Source organism: Ruminococcus sp., from assembly GCF_016283395.1.
This window is the reverse complement of sequence record NZ_JAEEMU010000048.1, coordinates 13,236-35,178: the sequence shown is the minus strand read 5'-3', so window position 1 is coordinate 35,178 and position 21,943 is coordinate 13,236. Positions and strand designations below refer to the sequence as shown.

Sequence of the window (21,943 nt, the reverse complement as noted above, 5' to 3'; positions counted from 1 at the left end):
GTGTCAATTATTCGGTGGAGCCCCCTTCAGCTTCTTCTGCTGCCTTTTCTACAGCTTCTTCGGCTGTTTCCTCAGCCTTTTCTGCTGTATCTTCTACGGCTTCGACAGCTTTTTCAGCTTTTTCCTCTGCCTTTTCAGCTGTTTCTTTTACAGTCTCGGCAGCTTTTTCAGCATTTTCCTCAACCTTTTCAGCTGTATCTTTTACGACTTCGGCAGCCTTTTCAGCAGTGTCCTTGACTGCTTCGCCCTTGCTTGCAAGGTACTCCTCAATTGCGCGTCTCTTTATCTCCTCTTCGTCTATATCAGGAGTCTCTGGACGCTTTGCTTCGATAAGTGCAACAATAAACTTATAAAGCTCGATCAGGAAGAAGATCGCCATAGGTATAAGGATACATATGAAAAATCCCTTTTTGGTACGAAGGAAGTTCATTGCCTTACCTACCTTTGCGAGCTTTGCATTTGTCCATTTGCCTATGATATCACTTGCGTATGCCGGAAGTGTATCCTCTATATCATTGTTATCGCCTCGTGTAACGAAGCTTCTTGCACCGTCTGTATCATTGATACCTACGATCCTATGGGTATTCTTTACTCTCTTTCCGTCGATTATCGTCCAGAAGGTTATTACGTCGCCCTCTTTAAGTGCGTTAATATCATCAATATCTTTACAGATGATGAGATCACCCTGCTTGAATGTCGGTACCATTGAGTCAGATTCAACAGTCATGGGTATATATCCGAATAAATTGGCTACACCGTTATTTTTGTCGGAGGAGAATACTATTACAGTAACAAGAAGTGCTATTATAAGTACTATCCATGCAAAAACATTTACTGTTATTTTCAGTGCCTTTTTCATATTTTAAAAACTCCTTTTGGATATATTATGTAGACTCAGTTATCTTGAAATTCATACTAAGCTTTAATGTTCCACCTATTATATCATCAAGACAGTCGGGATCATTTCCCTCGAGCCATATGACCACAGTATATTTGTCCTTATTATTTGACTCAAAGCCTTCGGTAGAGGTACGCATGACCAATGACGATGAAAGGAACTCACTGTCACAGTCGCTTTCTTTTCCGCCGCCGCTGGATTTCGTTTTACCGTATACGGTCTTTACACCATTTTTATAAACGGCAACACGAATAGCTTCATCAACATTTTTCGTCACATTCTCGATCAACATTTCTCCTGTATATGTGAGCGTATCGTCTCCCGAATTTATAAGATAAAACGTATAAGCTATATAATTGGGACCATTATGGCTGCCGTTTATCTTGTCGATATTGTCGGGAAGATCATTGCCGCTTATGTTAGTCATATCGTATACGATATTGGCATTGAGCACAGCGGTCGCCTTGTCATAATCAGGTGTCTCTGAAAGAGTAAGTCCCTGATGTACCATGTCATACTTGCTTACTTTTACTGTAAAACTGCCGAATTTGTCATAAAAATATGATATTGCATACGCAATGGCGATTATCAGTACAAGAATTATAACAAGCAGGGCAAGTATCCTCATCAGGATAACATGACGTTTTACCTCTTTGGCGGTTCTTCTGAGTTCAAGGACATCAATTACCTTTTTATCCACAGCGAACTCTCCATTTCCTGAGATTTAAGATCATTTCCATAAAATGATCGTAAGATATACTCATCTTTCAAGTATCTGCTCTCCTTCTGACATACCTTTCCGCAACATATTTTCCCGAAAGGCTGCCCGCACAGTAAGAACATTCAAATGAGTACAGTGTTTCAGCCTGTCTGCTGTTAAATACTCCGTCAGCAACAGGTTCGGAACCTATGTCGTTAACGAAAGAAATTATTGACTTTACAGCATTGTCCGATCTTTCATCTCTGCCTATGAAGTTTGCTACTTCAGGGCTCAGCATAACGTAATCTACTGAAAATTTCGATAGTCGCATCATAGGACAGTAGCTTCCGCCAAAACCCGTAAGCATAAAATGAAAGCCGAAATTGCGCATAGTCTGGATCGAATCAGCTGCCTTTCCGTCGTCCTCGGCAAGAAGCTTTTCAGAAAGCTCAAAACAGATGCGGTTAGTCGGTATCTCTCTCTTGCGGCATATCTCAACAACAGCCTTGGCAGCATTTTCGTTTTTAAGGTAACGAACAGGCATATATACCGATATCCAGCTGAAATTCAGTTCCCGTTCGGTAAAGCTGCTGCAAGCCTCCAACGCCTGAAGCATTTCCAGCTGAAAGAGCTTTTCTGCCTGACTCGTCATCTCACATACATCACGATATTTATCGGGTGAAAGAACTCCCAGCTTAGGAGAATTAAGGCGCGTCTGGGACTGATAAAAGGCTGTACTTCCGCTTGCGATCTCTCTGACAGAACGAAAATACAACTCTACAGCTCTCAGACCGCCAACGGTGGTCTGTATTTCTTTTTCCGCCATTTCTCCACCCTCTTTCCGATGACATATAATTTTTATATTTGTCTTATTATACCATATTTACTGCGCAATGTCAATGAAATAACTATTAATTGCGCCAAAAAAACGTTAAAAAATTACAAATTATCCTACAAGTAATATTACTTAAAGATAATACACTTTATTTTTTTATATACCTTTTATTTTGGATATACAATACCAGAAATAAAATAGAAAGCTGCGGAGAAAAACTCTCCGCAGCTTTCCGGTGTGTGTTATTCGATAACTGATGTCAATACTCTTGCGTTTGTGTAGATAATGTGATCATCATCATTCGATACGTTCAAACTGCCTGTGCCGTCAACTGCCGAACACATTACCGCCGATACAGTTACCTTGTAATTGGAATATTGGAGTCCTCCGTCAGCTTCGTTCTTAAACAAGCTATTGCCTGTTTTCACATTGAACTTTATCGGGATAACATAACGTCCGTCAGAATTGGTTTGCAGCAGGTTTTTATTGACCGTAACAGAATAAGTATAACTGTCATTCGATGTACTCAGATCAGCGGCTGGTATTACAGATGTATCCGGTCGCGGGAAAATGACATCGTCATCTGTGCCCTCATCAGCTCCGTCTTTACCGTAGATCGTGACTCCTGTCAAATATTCGGCTATCTGTAATTTGGTATTATAATTGCTGCGTTTTGACAAACTGAACGTGAGCGTGATATAGTCTCCTACAGTTTTCAGCTTGCTGACATCATAAACTGCTACCGTATCTACAGATGATTCAGCAGGATCAGAGTCGATTTCAGCAGCATTGATACCAAGACTGCTGAACGGTCCGACAGGATCATTCTCAGGTGATTCAACAACATTATACGTCAGTTTTGCTGTGGTGTCATCTGCGGTGTAATAGCGTTTATTGTCATCTGCTTTCTTTGATGTTGCACTGTAAGCAGCACCTTCCTTTGTTGACGCGATTTTTGAATATCCTATAACCAGTGAACCTATATCCGATTCGTCATTGCCTTTTTTAGGGAACTGGTATCCAAGTTCACTTTCAGAATATGCCATTTCAAAATACGTCTGTATTGTAACAGCATTGCCATTTGAATTGTCAGCCAGCAGCCCTATAAGATTTTGATTATTGCGAAGCTCGACATACTGATCGGTTATTTTCTTCTCAGTGCCCGTAATTGCGGTTGCTCCGCTGTCAACAGAAAGATCAACGTTTCCAAGTTGTCCGCTTGCCACAGTTCCGCCCTTGTAATATGACCAGCGTTCTACCAAAGGATTGCCTGCTTCACGATCAATTCCCAGCACTGACGAACCGCCTGCTGTTTCCTTCTTATCATACATCATAAGGAACGTCTGATATATGCCTGAATATCTCGTGAATGAGCTCATATTTCCGTTTATGTTATTGGTCGGGTCTTTGGCTGTGTCTGTTAACCGAACATTAGCCGTCATCCTTATCTTGAGGTAGTAGTTGTCCTTTGACATTTTCTGATCGCCCGATTTTAGCGACTCAACATTGAGATCAAGATCATTTTCATAAAGCTTTCCTGTATAGAGATGCAGGATAGTATTATAATTATCATTGATCTTGTTTGCTCGCCAACCGGTCATACCATGTGAATCATCAAAGCTTTCAGGAGAATACATCTCATAATGATAAACATTATTCCCGTCATTTGCCTTAGTGAATATACTGAGATAATAACGTTCGGGCCCGATGTCAACAGAATCGACTTTATATCTTTTACTTGTATCAAATGCCGGATTTGATGCTTCAAGCTCTGACGCAGTCAACGGACGATAATAGGTCGAACCTATCTTCAAAGTAGCATTTCCTGCGTTTGCTCCCTCCGAAGTAAGAGTACCCATATCATCTTGTCTAACAGTAACAGTCATCAGATCGTTCAGATCAACAGGCTTGAAATGTTTTCCGCTGCTGTCAGTAAAATCATAAAAACTGAATGTTGTTGCTGTACCTGTTACTGTTGGCAATGTGTCAAGATAATACATCTTATCATTGTTGTTTGCGTCTACCAATACTATTGTGGTATCAGTCGGCCACTCACTGCCGATATGGCTTTTCAGCATGAGACTCTTATAATAATTCGTGAGTAAGCTGTCACCTCCGTTTATTGCATCTATCCATTCTGTTTTGCTTCTGGTATATTCCCATTCAAGTGCAGCAGTTACAGGGTTTCCGAGATTTTCAAAAAGTCCCTGAGTTCTGCGCTCACCGACCTGATCATAAGCTGACCAGTAATAGTCCGTACCTGATTTGATATGGGCATTGAAGTTATAACGCAAAACCTTCTTGACATAAACAGGTACATACAGGTGATACGCTACTTTAGCAGGATCGCTCGGATCTTTGAACTGTACGTCCATAAGTGTGAACTGCGGAATATCCTTCGTATCAACATCACTTGCGTCCATATAGAAATAATAATTTGTTCCCTGAGTTGTATTTACCGAAGTTTTCTTCAAACACGCTGTCTCATTTATTAATCCGAATTCGTGAGTTGACTCACTATACTGATATTTATACAATCCAACCGTAAATACATTTGAGTTTGATGTATCGGCAAAATCAATGTTGGTATTCGTAAGAGTGTCGAGGTAGTGATTTATGAGCTTTGTCAGATTGTCCCTATCCGTATCCTCAGCGACAAGCAGTGGAAAGTTCTTGATATGCTCCGATGTGTGTGCGGAGAGATAGCTTCTGAACTCAGCATTTGAAGTAGATATCTCTGACCTCAGTTTTTTAAGTTTGTCATCATTTGCATCAAGTCCGAGCTGTACAGGGCAAGACGTATAGGCTTTCAGCGAACCGCTTTTCTGATCGTCAATGATGTGTCTGAACGCCGACAGCAGATAGGTCGGATTGCTTACGCCGTCACCTGTAAGGAATTGAGAATCTGTGATGTCAAGCTTGGGGTTGGTGGTGACGTAAGGTTTGCTGTTTTCGGCATAATCAATGATGTTTTCTACAATAGTTTTGGTTACAACAAAAGCTTCATATGAAGTATCTGTACTGTCATATTCTCTTCCTGATAGAATTGTTGCCAATTGTTCAACCGTTCCAGTTCCACCGCTAGTTAAAGTTCCTGATAAAGCTTGCCCTACGACAGGGGCAAATGATGATGCTGAATAACTCTTTGCGATGAAACCCTCAGAAGGTGCTAGCGGATCTTGCCAAATAGTGAGAGCTTTTTCACTAGTTTGAGCAAAACAAAATCTACCACTCGAGTTGGTTCTAAAATGTTTTCTAGTAGTACCGGTACCACTATTCGATGTTAAAACAAACTCAAACTGATTTGCTGCTTTGAAATTCTCGGTAATTGTAAAATAGTGATCCCATGTTCTACCTGGTTTACTTGCAATTAACCGTGATCGATGCCTACGATCAGGAAGTCGTTATAATGTTTCAAAACAGATACCTCCGTTATACTTTTATTCAACCTTGCGTATAGCTGTGCGCTGTCCTTTGGCTGTAATTTCAGTATAGCACAGATGGGCTTACAACGGGTTGACAAAAACCTGACAAGAACCTGACAAAACAGATTTGTCAATTCTGTCAATTTTGTCAGTTCATGTTCTGAGAGACAGCGGAGAGGGCAGAATGTGAGCCGCAAATGAACAAGCCCTCGGAGCTTTATACTCTGAGGGCTATTAAAAGTGTTGTGGCAGGACAACTTTGATCCTGCCAGAATCAAAGTTTACAAAAAACACGGCTCTCCATATTTGGAGAACCGTGTCTTTAGTTCAGCGTGCTTTATGAATACAGTTAATTGTCAGCCTGCATTAGAAATTAGTGTTGGGAAAACCTTAGCATTGGTATAAACTACGTAGTCGCTGATGCCGCTGTTTTCCACTGCCTTTACATTCGATTGATCATCAGTATAGATAAGCTCTGTTCTAAGTGTTACCATATAGTTGGAGTATTCATAGAACCCTGTACCCGTTTTAGCACTGAAATCAACGCCAATGGTATAGATGTTATCCTCTCCAAAGCATTGATCAAATGGAATATCCACAACAAGTGAAGATGAATTAGTGCTGATAGTATGTGTCACACCTGTGCCGCCAGTTCCATATCTTGAACCTGATGTAATGAGAATATCCTTATCAAGATATTTTAGCAAATCAGATACCTGCGAATATTCTACACTTGTTACAACGCCATTTTCAAGATTATCGGTCTTTTTGCTCAGCGAAATTGTCAATCTCAACGTTTCAGCCTTGCTCAAATCAGTTTCGGAGATTGCCGATACATTATACTTGGCTTCTGTGTTGATCGGCATATACTGCTGTTGGTAGCAGTCTGTCTTATAGCCGTTCACACCTATCCTTGACTGATTCTGACTCATCTTACCGATTTTATCATATTCGTCGAGTTCAGTTACAGCGGTATAATCGAGCTTTGCAGAGTTTACTGCTTCTCTGTAATAATAGTGACCATCTGTCGCAAAGGGAGCAGACATACTTGTATATGCGAGCCTACTTTCATCATACGCAAGATTTGATGTTACTGAAACATTAACACCTATTGTTCCCTCGGAACTTTTCTGTGGGAATTCAGCTTCAAGCTTGTTTTCATCAAAATTCATAGCAATGTATGAATAAACTACCAAAGGCTGTCCATTGGTCGAAGCTGTAATAAGGTCGCTCATTATCTCAGCAGTTTCAATATTCAGATAGTTAGCTTGAAGGTCTTTATTACGCACAGAGCTGCTACTTGCATCTGCCTTAGAACCAATACTGTATGTGGCTGTAATTTTGCTGGTATCATTACTGTCTCCAAGATCAATAATATCGTTCAATACGGCGGTTTCCGTGTGCCTGTTTAATGTAAGGTCGAATGAATGATAAAGATCAACTCCATTAAGATATGTTCTTGCATAGGTATTATTGATTGTAATTGAAGTTGATGCGTTAACATAGATTGTTTTATTTGATGCGTTAATCTGCTGATCTTCAGGAGAAACGCTCAATCGACTTGTAGTATCCTGTGTATACAGATCTGCTGCAATAACGGTATAAACATTCTTCTCATTGACCTTAGCTGTTTTTGTTCCCGTCAATTCAGATGGTGCTTTGATTTCGTAGAAATAGAGAGCAGAAGACTTTGGCACATACATACTAATGTAATAATCTTCATTGAGAACATAATCATCTGCTACGGAGAGATGATACTTTCCTGTAGTTCCATTAGCGTATTTATAATACTTAACTTGATCCCCCTGAATACGATACACATCATAATCAGATGCTGAACCATCGGTATACAGCAGATCACCTGTTGTGCTTTCTACAATGTTTCTTGCAATCAAAGCATTAAATTTGCTAACTGTAAACGTGTTGTTATTACTATCTTTAAATTTTCTTAGGTCAATCACCCATCCTTCCTTGTTATCGTGATTAGTATCATAATAGGTTTCAAAATCATTCAGATTCTTAGCGTAGTATTCTCGGTCTACATTTCCATTGGGGTCAACAAGAACCATGTATGTATTCTGAGGAAGCCTATTAAATGTTGTACTTAATTCAAATGTTCTGAAAATGACCTTTTTATCATTATTCCATTTTACATTATTGCTATTCAGGAGCATATTTATATCTTCCGACTTATATGAATAACGAATATACTGTGTGATCCATGTTTCAAGGCTGTCAACGTGCTTTCCGTTGGCTGTCATAAGACTTGAATAGTCATTAGTTACTGAATTGTCCTTAACAGAATAAGTACCTGTTCTTACTGCTGATTGGAAATCAACCTCGATCTGCTTTACTGTGTAAACAGGAACATAGAGGTGATACGCAATCTTAGAAGTATTAAACGGGTCTTTAAACTGAACATCAACAAGAGTAAATGTATCAGCAGTATTGTTAGAATCCGCATAACTGCCGTTCAAATCAAATTTGCCGCCTGAAAACGTTAAGCCATGATTTGTAGCAGATTGGTCTATTACAAAATCAGTTCCGTTAAACTTACAGGTTTGTATGTTTATAGAATAGTAGTCGCTTGATGCTGTGTAATCGGTTGCTGTATTTGTAACAAGCCGAATATAGTTGTTTATGAGATTGGTTGTCTCGTCAGTTGTTTGGTTAGCAATTACAACCACCGCAAAATCCTCGACTCCTGTCGGAAGTCCACCCTTTTCCAAACTATAAGTTGAGATTTTATCACCATCAGTACCGGTTGCAACCTTAAGGTAGTCTTCAATTGTTTTACTGTCATAGATCACGGCTGTTTTATCGAAAGTTGTATAGCGCCTTGTATTGGTAGTGTCACTGAGATCAGCATATATCTTAGCTGCCATAGTTTTGTCAGCCGTCTTTCCGCTGAAACCAGTAACACTACTGCCATACAACGCCGCTCCATCACCGGAGATGATCTCATTAGCACCTATGTCAGATTGAGGATTGATGTTCACATAAGGATACTTAGGCATTTCAACGTGTGTTGAAACATTATAGTTGAAGCCCGAAATGTCTGTTGGATAATCAATCGAGGTTTCATTTGTATCGGGGTCAGTCGTTTGTGTGCCTTTACACTTGCCGGTATAGTCAGCGAAGACAAAGGAAGCATTTTTATTTGCTTGGTTATCAGCCACATTCCAGTTTCCGATATTTTTATCAAATCCTGAACCGTAAATTGCCATACCTGAAAATTGAATAGATGTTGTCTTATCAGCTTTATCAACATGACCTATCCATGCACCCATATTAGAACAGTTGCTTGTAACATTTTCAAGTTTAATGTTGTAGCCAAGAATCTTGTTTGTACTACTGTTGCTTTTTCTTGCAATCTGTCCTATTGCACCACCAGCATAATTGGTTCCTGTTCCTATGATACAATTTTCTACGGAGCTGTCATGTATATAACAGGTTATTGAACTATTGGCTTTATATGAACCTGCATACCCTATAAATCCTCCACAGTATTGTCCCGTAATAGTATAATTTGATACTGTACTATCTTTAATGCGAATATTAGGTGAACCATTCTCAAGTACAAGACCACGTCCAACAAAACCACCTGCATATTCACCCTCACTGCCATAAGGTTTGACTGTTTCGATTGTGTTATTTGTAACTGTATTACCTTTAACTTTACAATTATCAATATCTATTGAATATGTTGTCCAGCCAGTTTCGCCCCATTTTCCTCCGTAAAAACCGCCTACGAATTGTCCTTTGAGATTGATATTTTCAACTGTACAATTTTTGAATATTGCATAGCAAGTTGGTGTATATGGCTGATTAGCGGGAGCAGTTCCGTCTTTAGCTGACTGCATTAATCCGCAGATGCCACCTACAAAACGAATCTTATTAGCACCAATTTTAATAGGTGTACTGCTGTTACTTGATACAATCTTCATATCATAGGCTTGACAGCCATCACCCGCAAAACCAACAAGTCCTCCAGCAGCGGTCATATAATCGCCATCTTCATTTCCAAAACTGAAACTATCAAATTCAACAGTAGAGACATTCTTAGGATTATTATTTTCTGAACCCAAGGAAGTACCGTAAAATTTGACCTTTCCTTCAAAGCACTTTCCGACCAAACCACCAATAGCATTTCTCGATTTATAAGTTGACTCGCTTTTAGAACTTGAAGTCATTTTAACGGAAAGCTTATTAGCACCACATTGAGTTATATGGACTTCTGCACTGCTGTTTTGGTTAATGCCCGAAAAGCCCAACAATCCTCCGACTATTGAAGAACCACTTGCCGAAAATGTATCCAATGTGACCTGTTCAAAATTGACATTATAAGGATGTAATACTGTACCACATACTCCACCAACACTAAGAAACCTTGCATTATCGTTGGCAGGAAGATTTTGTTTCTGTGCAGAAGTATTATATCCGTCTTTATATATTTCTGTATTGACTGAACCGCTTTGCGTTATATTTTTAATTACGCTTGAACTCTTGGTTAGGAAACTATCAAATAGACCTATACCGTGATTAAGTGTTCCGTTGTTTACATTATAATCTACAACATTATCAGAAGTACTCTGAGATGTTCCGTTGTGTAATTTATTGAAATAATTATCAGTTGCAAACTTGTTAAGGTAAATGTCAACATCAATGGTGCAATTGTTACCATTGACTTGATCTACTTTTGTTGTAAAATTGTCATTATAGTTTCCAACACATCCTATCCCTCTGAAACTATCAGGAAGCTGATAGGTATAGGAATCTACAGAATAGGTTGTCTTTCCGGTGAGATTAATGTCATAATATCCTAAAGTGCTTGTAACACAGCGTGAATTATGATTTGTGCAGTAGCGGTCAATAATATACGGCGTAGCAGAGTTTAACGTTGTATCATTACCTGCAAGCACAAAATCAGAATCCGTACTATCAGTAGCAGAGCCAACATTAGTATAGTCTGCATTACGGCTCATACCATAAACGCTTGTGTTTGTACCATAAGATAGCGAATTAACATAATCTCCGTTCGCTCCCTGAGCTGTTCCGGCACAGGACTGCGTGATAAGCGACAGGATAAAGAACGCCTGAGAATTTGGAATATTGATCGTTCCGTCGGAAGATGTACTTGATGGTACTGCACTGACATCGAGTTTATTGGTTTCGCTCAGATTAATGTCCGCTATCGAATAATGCTTTGTGCCGTTTTTGAGCGTGTGAATTACAGTGCCTGATCTTGTTGTTCCTGCATTATAACCTGTATCATCATGGTATTTTCCATTCTCAGACGTAGAGAATCTTCCTCTTGCAAGATACTCTCCCTCATGGTCAGGATCAGGAATATCTTTAGTTTCATTAACGGCATATCCATTGATAACTCTGCCCACAATTGGATTAACATAAATAGCAGCCCAATCAGCTTGCTTGTTATTATCGGCAAGGTTTTCAGTTTTTCCTGTGTATATTACGTTTATTCCTGAATTATTGACCTTTAATTCTGTAGATGTTGCACTTGTTGTAGCTGTCATATTTTTGAAAATAACGCCGCCAAATACAACAACGCCGACATATCCGCCAACAGGTACAATGGTTGCTTTATCGCCAGTAAGTGTGATTTTTGAATTGTTGTATGTTACATAGCTGTTATCTATTATGTTATCTCCGCCCATTACTTCACCGAAGATACCGCCATAATACTTACAAAGGTGATAATAACCGAAGAACGCATTGTCATATGTAGCATTTGCTTGACTAAGTGTTATATTACTTGATACAATGAGATTTATGTCTTTAACAACACTGCCGTTGGAAACATTTATGAATGGATTTGCACTTCCATTTGTTATCCTTGCCTTATGCGTAGGTGCATTTTCTGCATCGCTGTCCGGCACGTCAGCACCAATGATAACACCACGGAAAGCATAGTCGCCTGTTGCGGGGTTAGTCGCATTCGCACTTTCAGATGCATAACCAAGTCCTAAATAGTTACTGCTTAATTCAAAATCATCTGTAATCATGTAATATGCACTTGCAAGATATTTTCGAGCATTAGAACCAGTCCATGTATAGGAACCAGAAACATAATTATCTCCGCTTGCCTTAAAACTTGCGTGATAGTCAGTGCCATCATGCCAACGATTTCCTGAAATAATATCATCACTGTCCGGTGATTTTGGCAGAACAACTTCTTTCAAGTCAGCAGTATCGCCAGATGAAATAAACTTTGCTATTGCTTCAAAGACTTTCGGGTCACTAATTAAATAGGGATCATTATATGTTCCGCAACCGCTGCTAAGAGCTACAGACTGAACATTGACTTTCAGCTCACGCTTAAAGCAGCCATTTGCATCTGTAGTATCATTGTAAGACACTTTGACATAAGGCAGAAAACCAGTCGCAAAATTGTACACCTCTGATCTGGTTGAACTATTAACAGGATTAACAAAATCGGCGTTTAAACCATTTGAATCAGGAGAATATCGCTGTTCTTCATCGACATATTCTAAAGAGTTCTTGATTTCTGCACCGTATGTAACTTCTCTTAGGCTTCCTGTACCCCAGTCATGTGCTTTAGTAAAATTGTATTCGAGTTTTGCACTCTGATCCGTATGAATTGAAGCAAGAAGAGTTGACTGAGAAAATATAGAATTATATGTTTTGTAAGCATTATAAAGCTCTTCTGCGTTCAAATTAGTATCTGACTTAGTTTTATCTCGTCCATCAAGTTTGATTTTTGAGAAAATGATAGTAAGTCCCTTACCGGAAGCGGTTCCGATCAAACTCTTAGCAACATTATCTGTTGTTCCGGAAGCAGAATAGGTTGAACCTGTAGTAGAGGAATACTTATCTGTATTGCTTAAATTCTTTATTGTAACAGAAGGCGGAGTAGCTAAATCGTCGGTTCTACTTATATTATTTATCAGCAGATAACCGCTTGTGTAAGCAGAAGAACCACTCATAGGCTTAATACCATCAAGTATGATTGACCCAGTATCACAAAGGAAAGTGCCTTCCATTGTGCCACTTATGAGAACGCCCTGATGATTGCTATCCTCCATGAACGTACCGCCAAGAGACAGTGTCCCTGTTACAGTCAAGGACTTTCCGCTCGGCTGATCTATAAACAAACCTGAGTGCATGAGATAGTGTTGGTTTGCCGCAGCAGGATCACGAATATAGCTGTCACCGTTGCTTACAGTTTCAGCAGTAGAGTATATTCCACTATAATCAAATGTAAGTGTTAAATTACCTATTGAATAGTTTTCATTGGCACTTGCAAGCGGATAGAACGACAGTCCTGTCATATCAGCTGTTCCGCTGAGTGTCGTATTAAATGTTGTGCCAAATTCGCTCTTAATTCCCGAATAGGCATACTTACTCAAGCTCCACAGCAACAGGTTTTGTCCGGCATCTGAGGAACTCATGTTATCAACATTATAATAGTATCTCGAATTTGGATTTGCACAGTTACTGCCTGTCTTCAGTCGGTTCTGATAAGTGCCTGTAACCGTAACTTTTGTTTCAGTGTAGGTATCAGCAGGATTAGCATCGGGATCATGTCTGCCACCATTCATATTGATTGAGATAACACCAGCACCGCCTTTGACAACTTCACTTGAGTTCATAGCAGAATATGCCGCTATCTCGTCAAAGACACCAGTAGCAGAGGAAGGAGCTGTACAGGTCAGCGAATAACCACTATTCAGAACATCCAAGTACAAACCTCCGCTGTAAGTTGTTTTGCCGTCTTTAGTTTCACCAACAAAAGCCCTATTCACGATCATGCCAAGAGAAGAACCACCACCGCTGGACATAGTAAGCCCATTGATGGCAAGTGAATTGACAATCATTTTTCCGGTTGAGCTGTAAAGCATTACACCAACATTTGAAGCACTCGAATTATTGATAGTACCGCTTGCAGTAACGCCATTGATGTTAGTAGTGGTATTTAACCATGAATATCCAAGAAAGCCACCACCATTTGTACTTGCGGCATTTCCTATTGTACAACCACTAAATACAAGATTGTTAATATTCACTTGACGTGAAGCGTAACTTCCTGCATTTGTAATATGACCGATAAGACCGCCGCCGTCGCCGTTTGAACCGGTTGCAGTTATGCCTGTTATATCAGTTGTCAGGCTGTCTGTCAGCTTGTTGTTCGCATCGTCCTTTGCTCCGACAGTGACAGTGAACGTTCCGGCTGTGATCTTTCCGATGGCTCCGCCGTAGACATTCCACATTTCATGTGATCCTTTGAGATTGAATGTCGCTCCGATAGAGCTTACACCGTTTATTATAATATTGCCATTTGTTCCTACATAGCCGATATAGCCGCCGATATTTTTACCTTCGCCCGACACATCGACCTTTGAGCTTTCGTTGTAGTTGACTGTTTCATTGGCAGCAACCTTTGTTAGTGTGATATTGCCACTGTTGCGTGAAGCTATTCCGCCGATATTCATTCCGTCAACACAATTGCTAACATTGATCGTGCCGTCAACAGTAAGATTCTGTACTGTTCCTGCAAGAACAGAAAACAGACCATTATGCTGATGGCGATAGATTTGACCTATACCTTCGGTCGTTGAAGAAGATGTAACACCGTTACCGTATTTTTCGCCAATCGCCAAAGTGATTGTGTGATTATTTCCTTCAAATGTGCTTGTAAAAGAACCTATATCTGCGACAGCACCGCCGTCACGCATCAATCCTGTTATACCTGTTCCAGAAAGAGAAATATTAGCAGAGATTGAAAGAGGAGTGCTTAATAAAACCGAACGCTTATTTGTTTTGTCAGCAAATAACAGGCAATCATAATCATTGCCCTGATTGAGCTGAATATTTAGCGCTGTTCTAATAAAGACATCAGTACTGCCCATAGAAGTCTGGGCAGCCGCAACAGTCGCTGTGTGGTTTGTGCTGTTGAAATATATAGAATTTGATGCGCTGCTGTCATCTATGCCACGCACTACCTCGCCCCAAGTGCCGAAATCATCGGTCTTAGCACCGCTTGAACGGCTGAATGACCAACTACCGCCAGAAGGAGCATATATGAGGACATTATCATTATTACCCACAAGCTGACCGCAGTTAGCGGCGCTGGCAGGCTTCGCATTCGTCATGGTTGTTGTTCCGCTAAGACGCAGTACGCCTTTGTTAAATAGACCGACAATACCGCCGCCTTTGAATTGCTCACTGCTTGTATTCAAGGTGAAACTGCCGAGATCAACAAATACACCGTTATTTGCCGATGTTGCACCAACAAGACCTCCGAAATATGTTGATGATGTTGTGCCTGATGCAGTAACACTCACCGTATTGGTAGTCTGTACATAAGACGCAGAATCAGCAATTCCTATTGCTCCGCCAAATGCACTGTAAGCTGCATTTGCGTTTGCTGTAAGCGTCAAGTCATCAAGTATCAGACTATTAGCAAGGGCGTTTGTGGTATACTTACCAGCAATACCGCCATAATAACCGCTTGCATTGCCTGTTGTTCCCGAATTTGCCGTCAATGTTCCTGCATTGCTTGTATTTTGTATCGTAAGAGATAATGACGTTGCCGAATCATCTTTGTTGTTTTCAAGCACACCGAAAACACCACCGCAATACGTTCCGTCTACGGTAGCAGTATTATTATAGCTTGCCAAGTCAAAAGAAGTTGCATAGTTAGTATAATGTCCGAACAGACCGCCTGCACCGCTAACACCTTTAATGATTTCGTTAACAGGAATGCGTGAATCCGTCTGATTGTTTATCTGATTGTCTATTGTTGCCTGTGAGGTCAGCTCTCCGACAAGTCCGCCTGCGTAAGCAGATGTTGATTCTACATTCAGCGATACGGACGGCATTGCCTTGATAGTCAGGGTTGATGAACCGTTCATCGTGCCGACAAGACCGCCAGCGTTTCCGCTTGAAGTTGTAATACTATGACCGTTTGTTGCAGAATATGTCAATTCTATTGATGATCCGCTTTGCATTGTTCCGCAAACCTCGCCTACATCTGAAGCGGATACAATTTCAGCAGACGAACTGTTTGTATAGTTTAGTTTAACAGTAGCGTTACTTTCGGTTTCACCAATAACACCTGAATAGGTCTTGTCATTTGAGGAGTTTAATTCGATTTGCCACTCCGCTGATGTCTTTCCTGCCCTTGTATCATGTCTTACATGATCTGCCAAAAGGGGACGGCTCTCACTTGCATCGACATCGGACAGTCTTTTGATAACAAGATTCTCTGTAGCTCCCGTAGCATCAACCAATAAACCTACCGAATCGTAAACGTAATTAAATAAAGCCCTGTGAGCATTTAATTGGTAGTTTTCGCCACCGAATCTCAGCGTTCCGCCAAAAGGGTAATTGTATGAGCCCAGTCCGGTAAAATTCGTTGAGATCTCACCACCACCTGTAAAACCAATTGTCAAAATATCATTCTGATGATATTCGGCAAATCCAACAGAGCTTACAGTTTCGTCAGGATTGGTTATAGAAATCGTAGTATTGTTATAGTAATGCCAGCAATAGTCTACAAAGTCTACTGTGTTGGAAAATGAAATACTGTTTCCGCTGAAAACGCTTGAATCAGCACTTTGTGGGGTATAGTCCTCCGCACTTGCACTTATTGAAAACAAAGGAGATATAACATTAGAAAGTTCTCCCATAGGGAAAATGTTCATTATCATAGCAAAAGCTGTGGTAAAGCTCACTACTCTCTGCTTTGTTTTTTTATTGAAAGATATTTTCATAGTATCACCACTCTTGTATTCTCGGAAAGGTCTTTATGAAATACCAACCTATAATCATTGATGTCATTTGCTAAAAAAGCAGGCAATATAATTTGTCGCTGCATTTTCGCCTGTATAAGAAACTCCTGTCAGGGAATCTGTTGCTGTCTTATATAGCTGTAACTCATACCTGTTTTTTTGGCTATTTGCCCCAGTGCCAACACTGAGGGTTATTTTACTCCAGCCAACATATTTTCCATCATATTTTCTGCTTCCATACTTTGCATCGCTGTCAAGTATTTCTGAGGGAGTATTATTGTCATTATAGAATGAATTGCCGGAAAGTGCTGTGTTAAAGAAGAAATCGTTTATGCTGAATTTATTTGAATCCCATATAATATCTACTGTTCCAGCACCGCTGCCTGTGATAACATAGTTATAGAAGTCGTAATCAACAATAGCACAGTCTGTCTCTATAAATGTACCTGTCCATGTGGCTGTATCTGTTGTAGTTGAAGCACCATATAATCTTGTTTCGATAGTTCTCAGCGTGGTAGGGGGAGTAGGCACTGCCCAAACATGTACAAAAATGTCCGGGTTGGGATCGGTGGTAGATGCACTGTCTATTTCAACCTTATACTTATCAACAGAAGAATGTTGAGCTGCAAGAGTATCTGATGTTAGAGTTACCGTAAAGCCATTGCCAAGAGTAAAATTGCTCTCTGATTTTGCAACCTCTCCGGTTGTATCGTCCTCTGTTTTGTATATAGAATATAGAGCTGCTTTTGCTAAGTAATTATCGTATTTGGATTTCTGCTCAGTATTTGATTGATCAAGAGTACCAAGATATGTAGCCATATTGATATAATTATCTCCCTGCTTTACTTGAAGCTCGGCGTGTAGTGTGTAGCTGATAGTTGCAGGGTTATATATAGTCGGCTTATCCTGATCAAAGTTACACACGGTAATGCTGTATTCAACAGAAGAAAGCCGTCTGCTTGAAATATCGGGGCGCATACAGTTCGATGAGAACATCTCAACAGGTGAAGCCTGCGTTGAAACAACACGTTTTACAGAGGAAACCTCTGTATATATAGCATAGGTCACATAAACACCGCCGGACAGCAGTAGAATGGCTATCAGCCAGACTCTCGTCCAGTGCTTTCTCAATGTTTTCAGTATTTTATTCATGACCTTCACCTCGTTTTCATCAGCCTGTGCTTCGGCTTGCTGTGATATAGATAATATCTGTTTCTTTGTTATTTTCTGCCTTATTCCACTTGGTAAAATTCGTCGCTGCGGATTCCTGATTCCATTCTATTTTTAGAACGAAGTAATCATGAGCATCTTCGCCTTTATCCGTCGGAGTTATCGTTTCGGATTGCAGATACACGGGAACAGCATATATTTCAGGTGCATCGCTTGAATTATCATAGGTTTTATCGTAGTAAGTATTGCCTTTTTGCTTTATACCGATTTCTCTGCCATAATACGCTTCATTTGTTACATCTCCGTTGAGAGCTGTAAGAGAAACCTCATCACCAATTTTATAATAATATGTTTTTCCGTCTGTAGTAGGATCATCGGGGTCTTTATATATAGGTTTGTATGCAACAGTATTTGCACCTTCCGAATTGACCTCTGTGGCTTTATATATTGAATACTTGAACGGAATATTCGTTGTATACGCAAGCTGTAGCTTATATGGTATCTTATAATCGCCTGCACTTACACTAAACACTCGGTATTCAGGTATTGACACATTATTTGTTGTATCATACATATCCTCGATACTTATATCACTAAGCTCGAAATTTATGATAGAATGATAGTGTCCGGCTCTTATATCGAGGTTTTCAGGTTCTTTTATCTTTGTCATCGTCTCCATGTTGTTCACGCTGGAAAACCAAGCCCAAACAGGCATACCCACTAACAAAGCAATAGTACATAGTGATGCAAGTATGAATTCTACTTTCTGAACAGTTTTCATTTTATTGAATTTTTCAAGAATATTTTTCACTTGTATCACTCCCCGGAGGAAGACACTTGCGAAATAGATAATTTTAATAGAATAAAGTTTACACCCATTCCAATATCATTATCTGCTTGATCGTAGTAATCTCCGTATTTATCATAATCTGTAACTATCGTTGGTTCAGAAAGCATATCCCCCGCATTAGCAGGACGGCTCACGCCCTTGCAGTAATAGTCTGGATATGCTCTGATATTGTCAACAACTTCGCTATAAGCGCTTGTGCTTGCTGATTCGCTGTATGCAGTCTTACTTGTGAAAGGTTCTTCGGTAACGGATATTTTAGCACAGCCTCTTGCATCAATGACCTTGCTGAGAGTTGTGGGCCAGACCCAGTATATATCAACTTGTGTCGGAGAATTATCAGCCTTTTTCGTGTATGTATTTCGGCTTATAACTCTCTGCATATCTTCATTTGAGAGGATAGGCTTACTGTAAACGAAATTATCTTCCGTAGTACCTGTTCTTTTCTCAAAAAGAAGAATATGCCCATTAAGGAATAAAGCAGGCGATTCATCAGAATCGAGCAGCTTCATTTTATCCGTCGAATTCACGGCATCTTCATCATACTCATATCCTAATATTTCAAAGTTAAAACTCAAATCAACAGTGTCTACCAAAGGTTTTACATAAAATGAGACCATTCCATACGAGCCAGGTTTAATACCTGGGTTCTGTGAGGTATCATTATAATTTCCCATATTATTGGCATCTACCATTTGCCAGACTACGGCAGAGGAATCCTTCACCAAACTATGATAATCTGCATAGTATTGTCCGTTTGAGCCATTTTCTAATACCAAAATCTCATAATTTGGACCTCCTGCAGCTATCTGCATTCCGCCAGATTCCACCTGAGTGTTCATAGTGAACCATGAGATCGTGAAAAAAATTAACAAAATCATTGATAAAATGCCCATCGTTCCCATCTTAATAAGAGCATTCTTCTGAATTCGTTTTTTCTCAGCAAGCTCGTCGTCTATTCTGCTGCTTGGCGAAGCAGATGCTAACTCGCCAATGTTGTACCTAAGATCATTCTCTTTCATCTGCTCCACCTCACTTTCTGTGGAATTTATGGAATTAAACGGTCATCTGAATGGTTGTAGCTTGCATCGAGCCCCATATGATAACAACTCCCAGAAATATGCCGATAATAAGCATTTTTATCAAGGCAGCCCTTTTCATTTTCCTGCGCTCTTCTTCCGTAAGGGCAGCTGTATTTATATTCTTATTTTTCAATTTCATACGCCGCACCTCCGAACGCATTATATAGTCAAAAAGGCATAGCTATGGCATAAAGGCATTACTACCCTACTTTATTATATCATTTTTATATATTCTATTTCAATGTGCATAATGGCTAATAATAGTGTTTACACTTTGTAATAAATGTGCATATAAAAATGTATAACGCGGGTAAATATTTACTATTCGTATACTCACTAACCAATAACGAACCCCTCCGTGCTCAGAGGGGTTCGTTACGTTATAGAGGTATTTATGAGCCTATGATGAAGTATTCTTAATTATCGCCCACCAGACTATTGCCTGACGGGGAGAAGTATTCAAGTAGGCTGTAAAAAACCTTTTATATGGAGGAATGATCATGAAAGCTTTTTTATGTAGAGCTTAGGGATGAGCTCTATTCAATTAGTTGTTAGGGGTTAGTTTTTATATGTGTGCCTGTAGAATTAATTTATAACTTAAGGTCAAGGAGTTGCTACTGTTGCAACTTCAATAGGTGATGTTACAGCTTCCTGAGTAACTGATGTTACGGGCATATGAGCCGCATCAGTGGATGTACCGATCTGCTTAACAGCCTTAGAAACGTCAGTATCAAGTTCAAACTTGCAGTTAACAGACCAATTATTAGTTAACTTTGCATAAGTCTCAGAGTTACAAGTATTATCTTCGCCTTCGAGCCATACACGAACGAGAACCTTGTAATATGCAGTCGTGCCGCTATTTGCAATAGTATCAAGAACAACACCAGTTGCTGCATATCCTTCTTGACCCGATGTTGCATTTCCGTTCATAAAGTTTACAACGTTCTGCACATCATTCGCAGTAGTGGAATTCTGTGCCTTTCCTGCCGTGAAGTATGTTGAATTTGCAAGACCGAGAATACCTTTTTGCTTGTCAGCAGCACTTGCAGGGTCTTTCTGAGCGATACTTGCATAAGTTCCGGTATTTCCTTTACCGCCTTCTGTAGAAGCATTTAATTGTTCTGCAAAAACACCTATACGCCATGCACGATCAATATCTACACCTGCCGTATTTGTTGCACTTGTTATAGCTGCATTATTATAAAGCATATTACATTCAGTCAGCATCAATTTCTGATTGGCTGTATCAGAAGTTGCCTTGATATAGAAAACATAGTCGATATAGCCATAAGCTGCGCCATCTCGACCTGTAGCAGCAGGTGAAGCAGTTGAATCTGCCTTAACCATTGTGATATCTGATGTCTCGAAGGTTTCAGATGTTGATTTTATACCATAAGCACCATTAAAAGCTTTATCATAAGCATTTTTTCCGGCAACGGCATTTGCCACAGATTGATTTTCACTATAGCCGATAACAGTTGCTCCGGCATCCTTAGTTCCACGAGCAGTTGCGTTTGTTGTGTAGAAGAACGAGCCGGTAGCACCGTTGATAGAAGAAACAGGCTCAAGTAGTCCCATTCTGCCTTCGTGGAGAGTTGCTGCTGAATAGTTTGCTTCGATATTATCAGAGCAAATCAACAGGTTTGAACCAACCTTAGTTCTCATCTCCATTCCATATACTTCAACGGTCTTATTCATTGTGAACCACGCGTAGGTTGATGTTGCAAGCATTGAAGCTGATACAGCTAACATTCCGGCAGCCGGTAAAAGCTTTCTCGCTGTGCTTTTCTTTTTCATATTCTTTTTCATCATAGGTCATTTTCCTTTCATAATATATTTACCGAATTAACGGCTCGGCTGCCTCATACCCCATATGGTCACACATTTTGTATTGTGTGGTTTATACTTTTTGTTTACAATCATATTATACACCACGCAAGTTGTTTTGTCAATATCTTTCCTAAATTTTTATTATTCTCAGATTATTTTTGTTATATTGCACAACGAGAAGTTTTCCTGTCCGCTTTTAAAGCCGCTTTTTCAATACTCGCGGTATATTATTTTTTTGAGTTAAACTGTTGTAAACAGCATTTTTGTGATATTTTGCAAAATTGACTTTTATTCGGCAGTAAAATCATTTATTTTTAAAATTTCCATAAATTTTGCTTTTTCCATTGATTTGTATCGTACTTTATGATATAATGTCTATAA

The 21,943-nt window shown here is 39.8% G+C and carries 10 protein-coding genes; all 10 read right to left on the bottom strand.

What is annotated here, in order from left to right; all coding sequences use genetic code 11:
- Positions 1 to 7: 7 nt before the first annotated feature.
- Positions 8 to 859 carry a signal peptidase I gene (locus QZZ41_RS12185; protein WP_295072503.1) on the bottom strand — a complete coding sequence of 284 codons (852 nt, stop codon included), beginning with the start codon at positions 857 to 859 and terminating at the stop codon, positions 8 to 10.
- 25 nt (positions 860 to 884) lie between these two features.
- Positions 885 to 1,598: a hypothetical protein gene (locus QZZ41_RS12180; protein ID WP_295072500.1), complete on the bottom strand. Its 714-nt coding sequence runs from the start codon at positions 1,596 to 1,598 to the stop codon at positions 885 to 887.
- Positions 1,599 to 1,665: 67 nt separating this feature from the next.
- Complete coding sequence (locus tag QZZ41_RS12175) at positions 1,666 to 2,424, bottom strand: EAL domain-containing protein (RefSeq protein WP_295072497.1); 759 nt, start codon at positions 2,422 to 2,424, stop codon at positions 1,666 to 1,668.
- Positions 2,425 to 2,675: 251 nt separating this feature from the next.
- Positions 2,676 to 5,489 carry a hypothetical protein gene (locus QZZ41_RS12170; RefSeq protein WP_295072494.1) on the bottom strand — a complete coding sequence of 938 codons (2,814 nt, stop codon included), beginning with the start codon at positions 5,487 to 5,489 and terminating at the stop codon, positions 2,676 to 2,678.
- Positions 5,490 to 6,214: 725 nt separating this feature from the next.
- Positions 6,215 to 16,615: a hypothetical protein gene (locus QZZ41_RS12165; RefSeq protein ID WP_295072491.1), complete on the bottom strand. Its 10,401-nt coding sequence runs from the start codon at positions 16,613 to 16,615 to the stop codon at positions 6,215 to 6,217.
- Positions 16,616 to 16,678: 63 nt separating this feature from the next.
- Positions 16,679 to 17,785 carry a hypothetical protein gene (locus QZZ41_RS12160; RefSeq protein ID WP_295072488.1) on the bottom strand — a complete coding sequence of 369 codons (1,107 nt, stop codon included), beginning with the start codon at positions 17,783 to 17,785 and terminating at the stop codon, positions 16,679 to 16,681.
- 19 nt (positions 17,786 to 17,804) lie between these two features.
- A complete protein-coding gene (locus QZZ41_RS12155) occupies positions 17,805 to 18,614 on the bottom strand; it encodes a hypothetical protein (RefSeq protein ID WP_295072485.1) in 810 nt (269 codons plus the stop codon).
- Between the two features lie 5 nt (positions 18,615 to 18,619).
- Positions 18,620 to 19,672 (bottom strand): hypothetical protein, encoded by a 1,053-nt coding sequence (locus QZZ41_RS12150; protein WP_295072482.1) that lies wholly within the window; start codon positions 19,670 to 19,672, stop codon positions 18,620 to 18,622.
- Positions 19,673 to 19,706: 34 nt separating this feature from the next.
- Positions 19,707 to 19,871 (bottom strand): hypothetical protein, encoded by a 165-nt coding sequence (locus QZZ41_RS12145; RefSeq protein WP_295072479.1) that lies wholly within the window; start codon positions 19,869 to 19,871, stop codon positions 19,707 to 19,709.
- 464 nt (positions 19,872 to 20,335) lie between these two features.
- The gene (locus QZZ41_RS12140) at positions 20,336 to 21,544 is read right to left on the bottom strand and encodes a hypothetical protein (RefSeq protein WP_295072476.1); all 1,209 of its coding nucleotides are present in this window, start codon (positions 21,542 to 21,544) and stop codon (positions 20,336 to 20,338) included.
- Positions 21,545 to 21,943 lie beyond the last annotated feature (399 nt).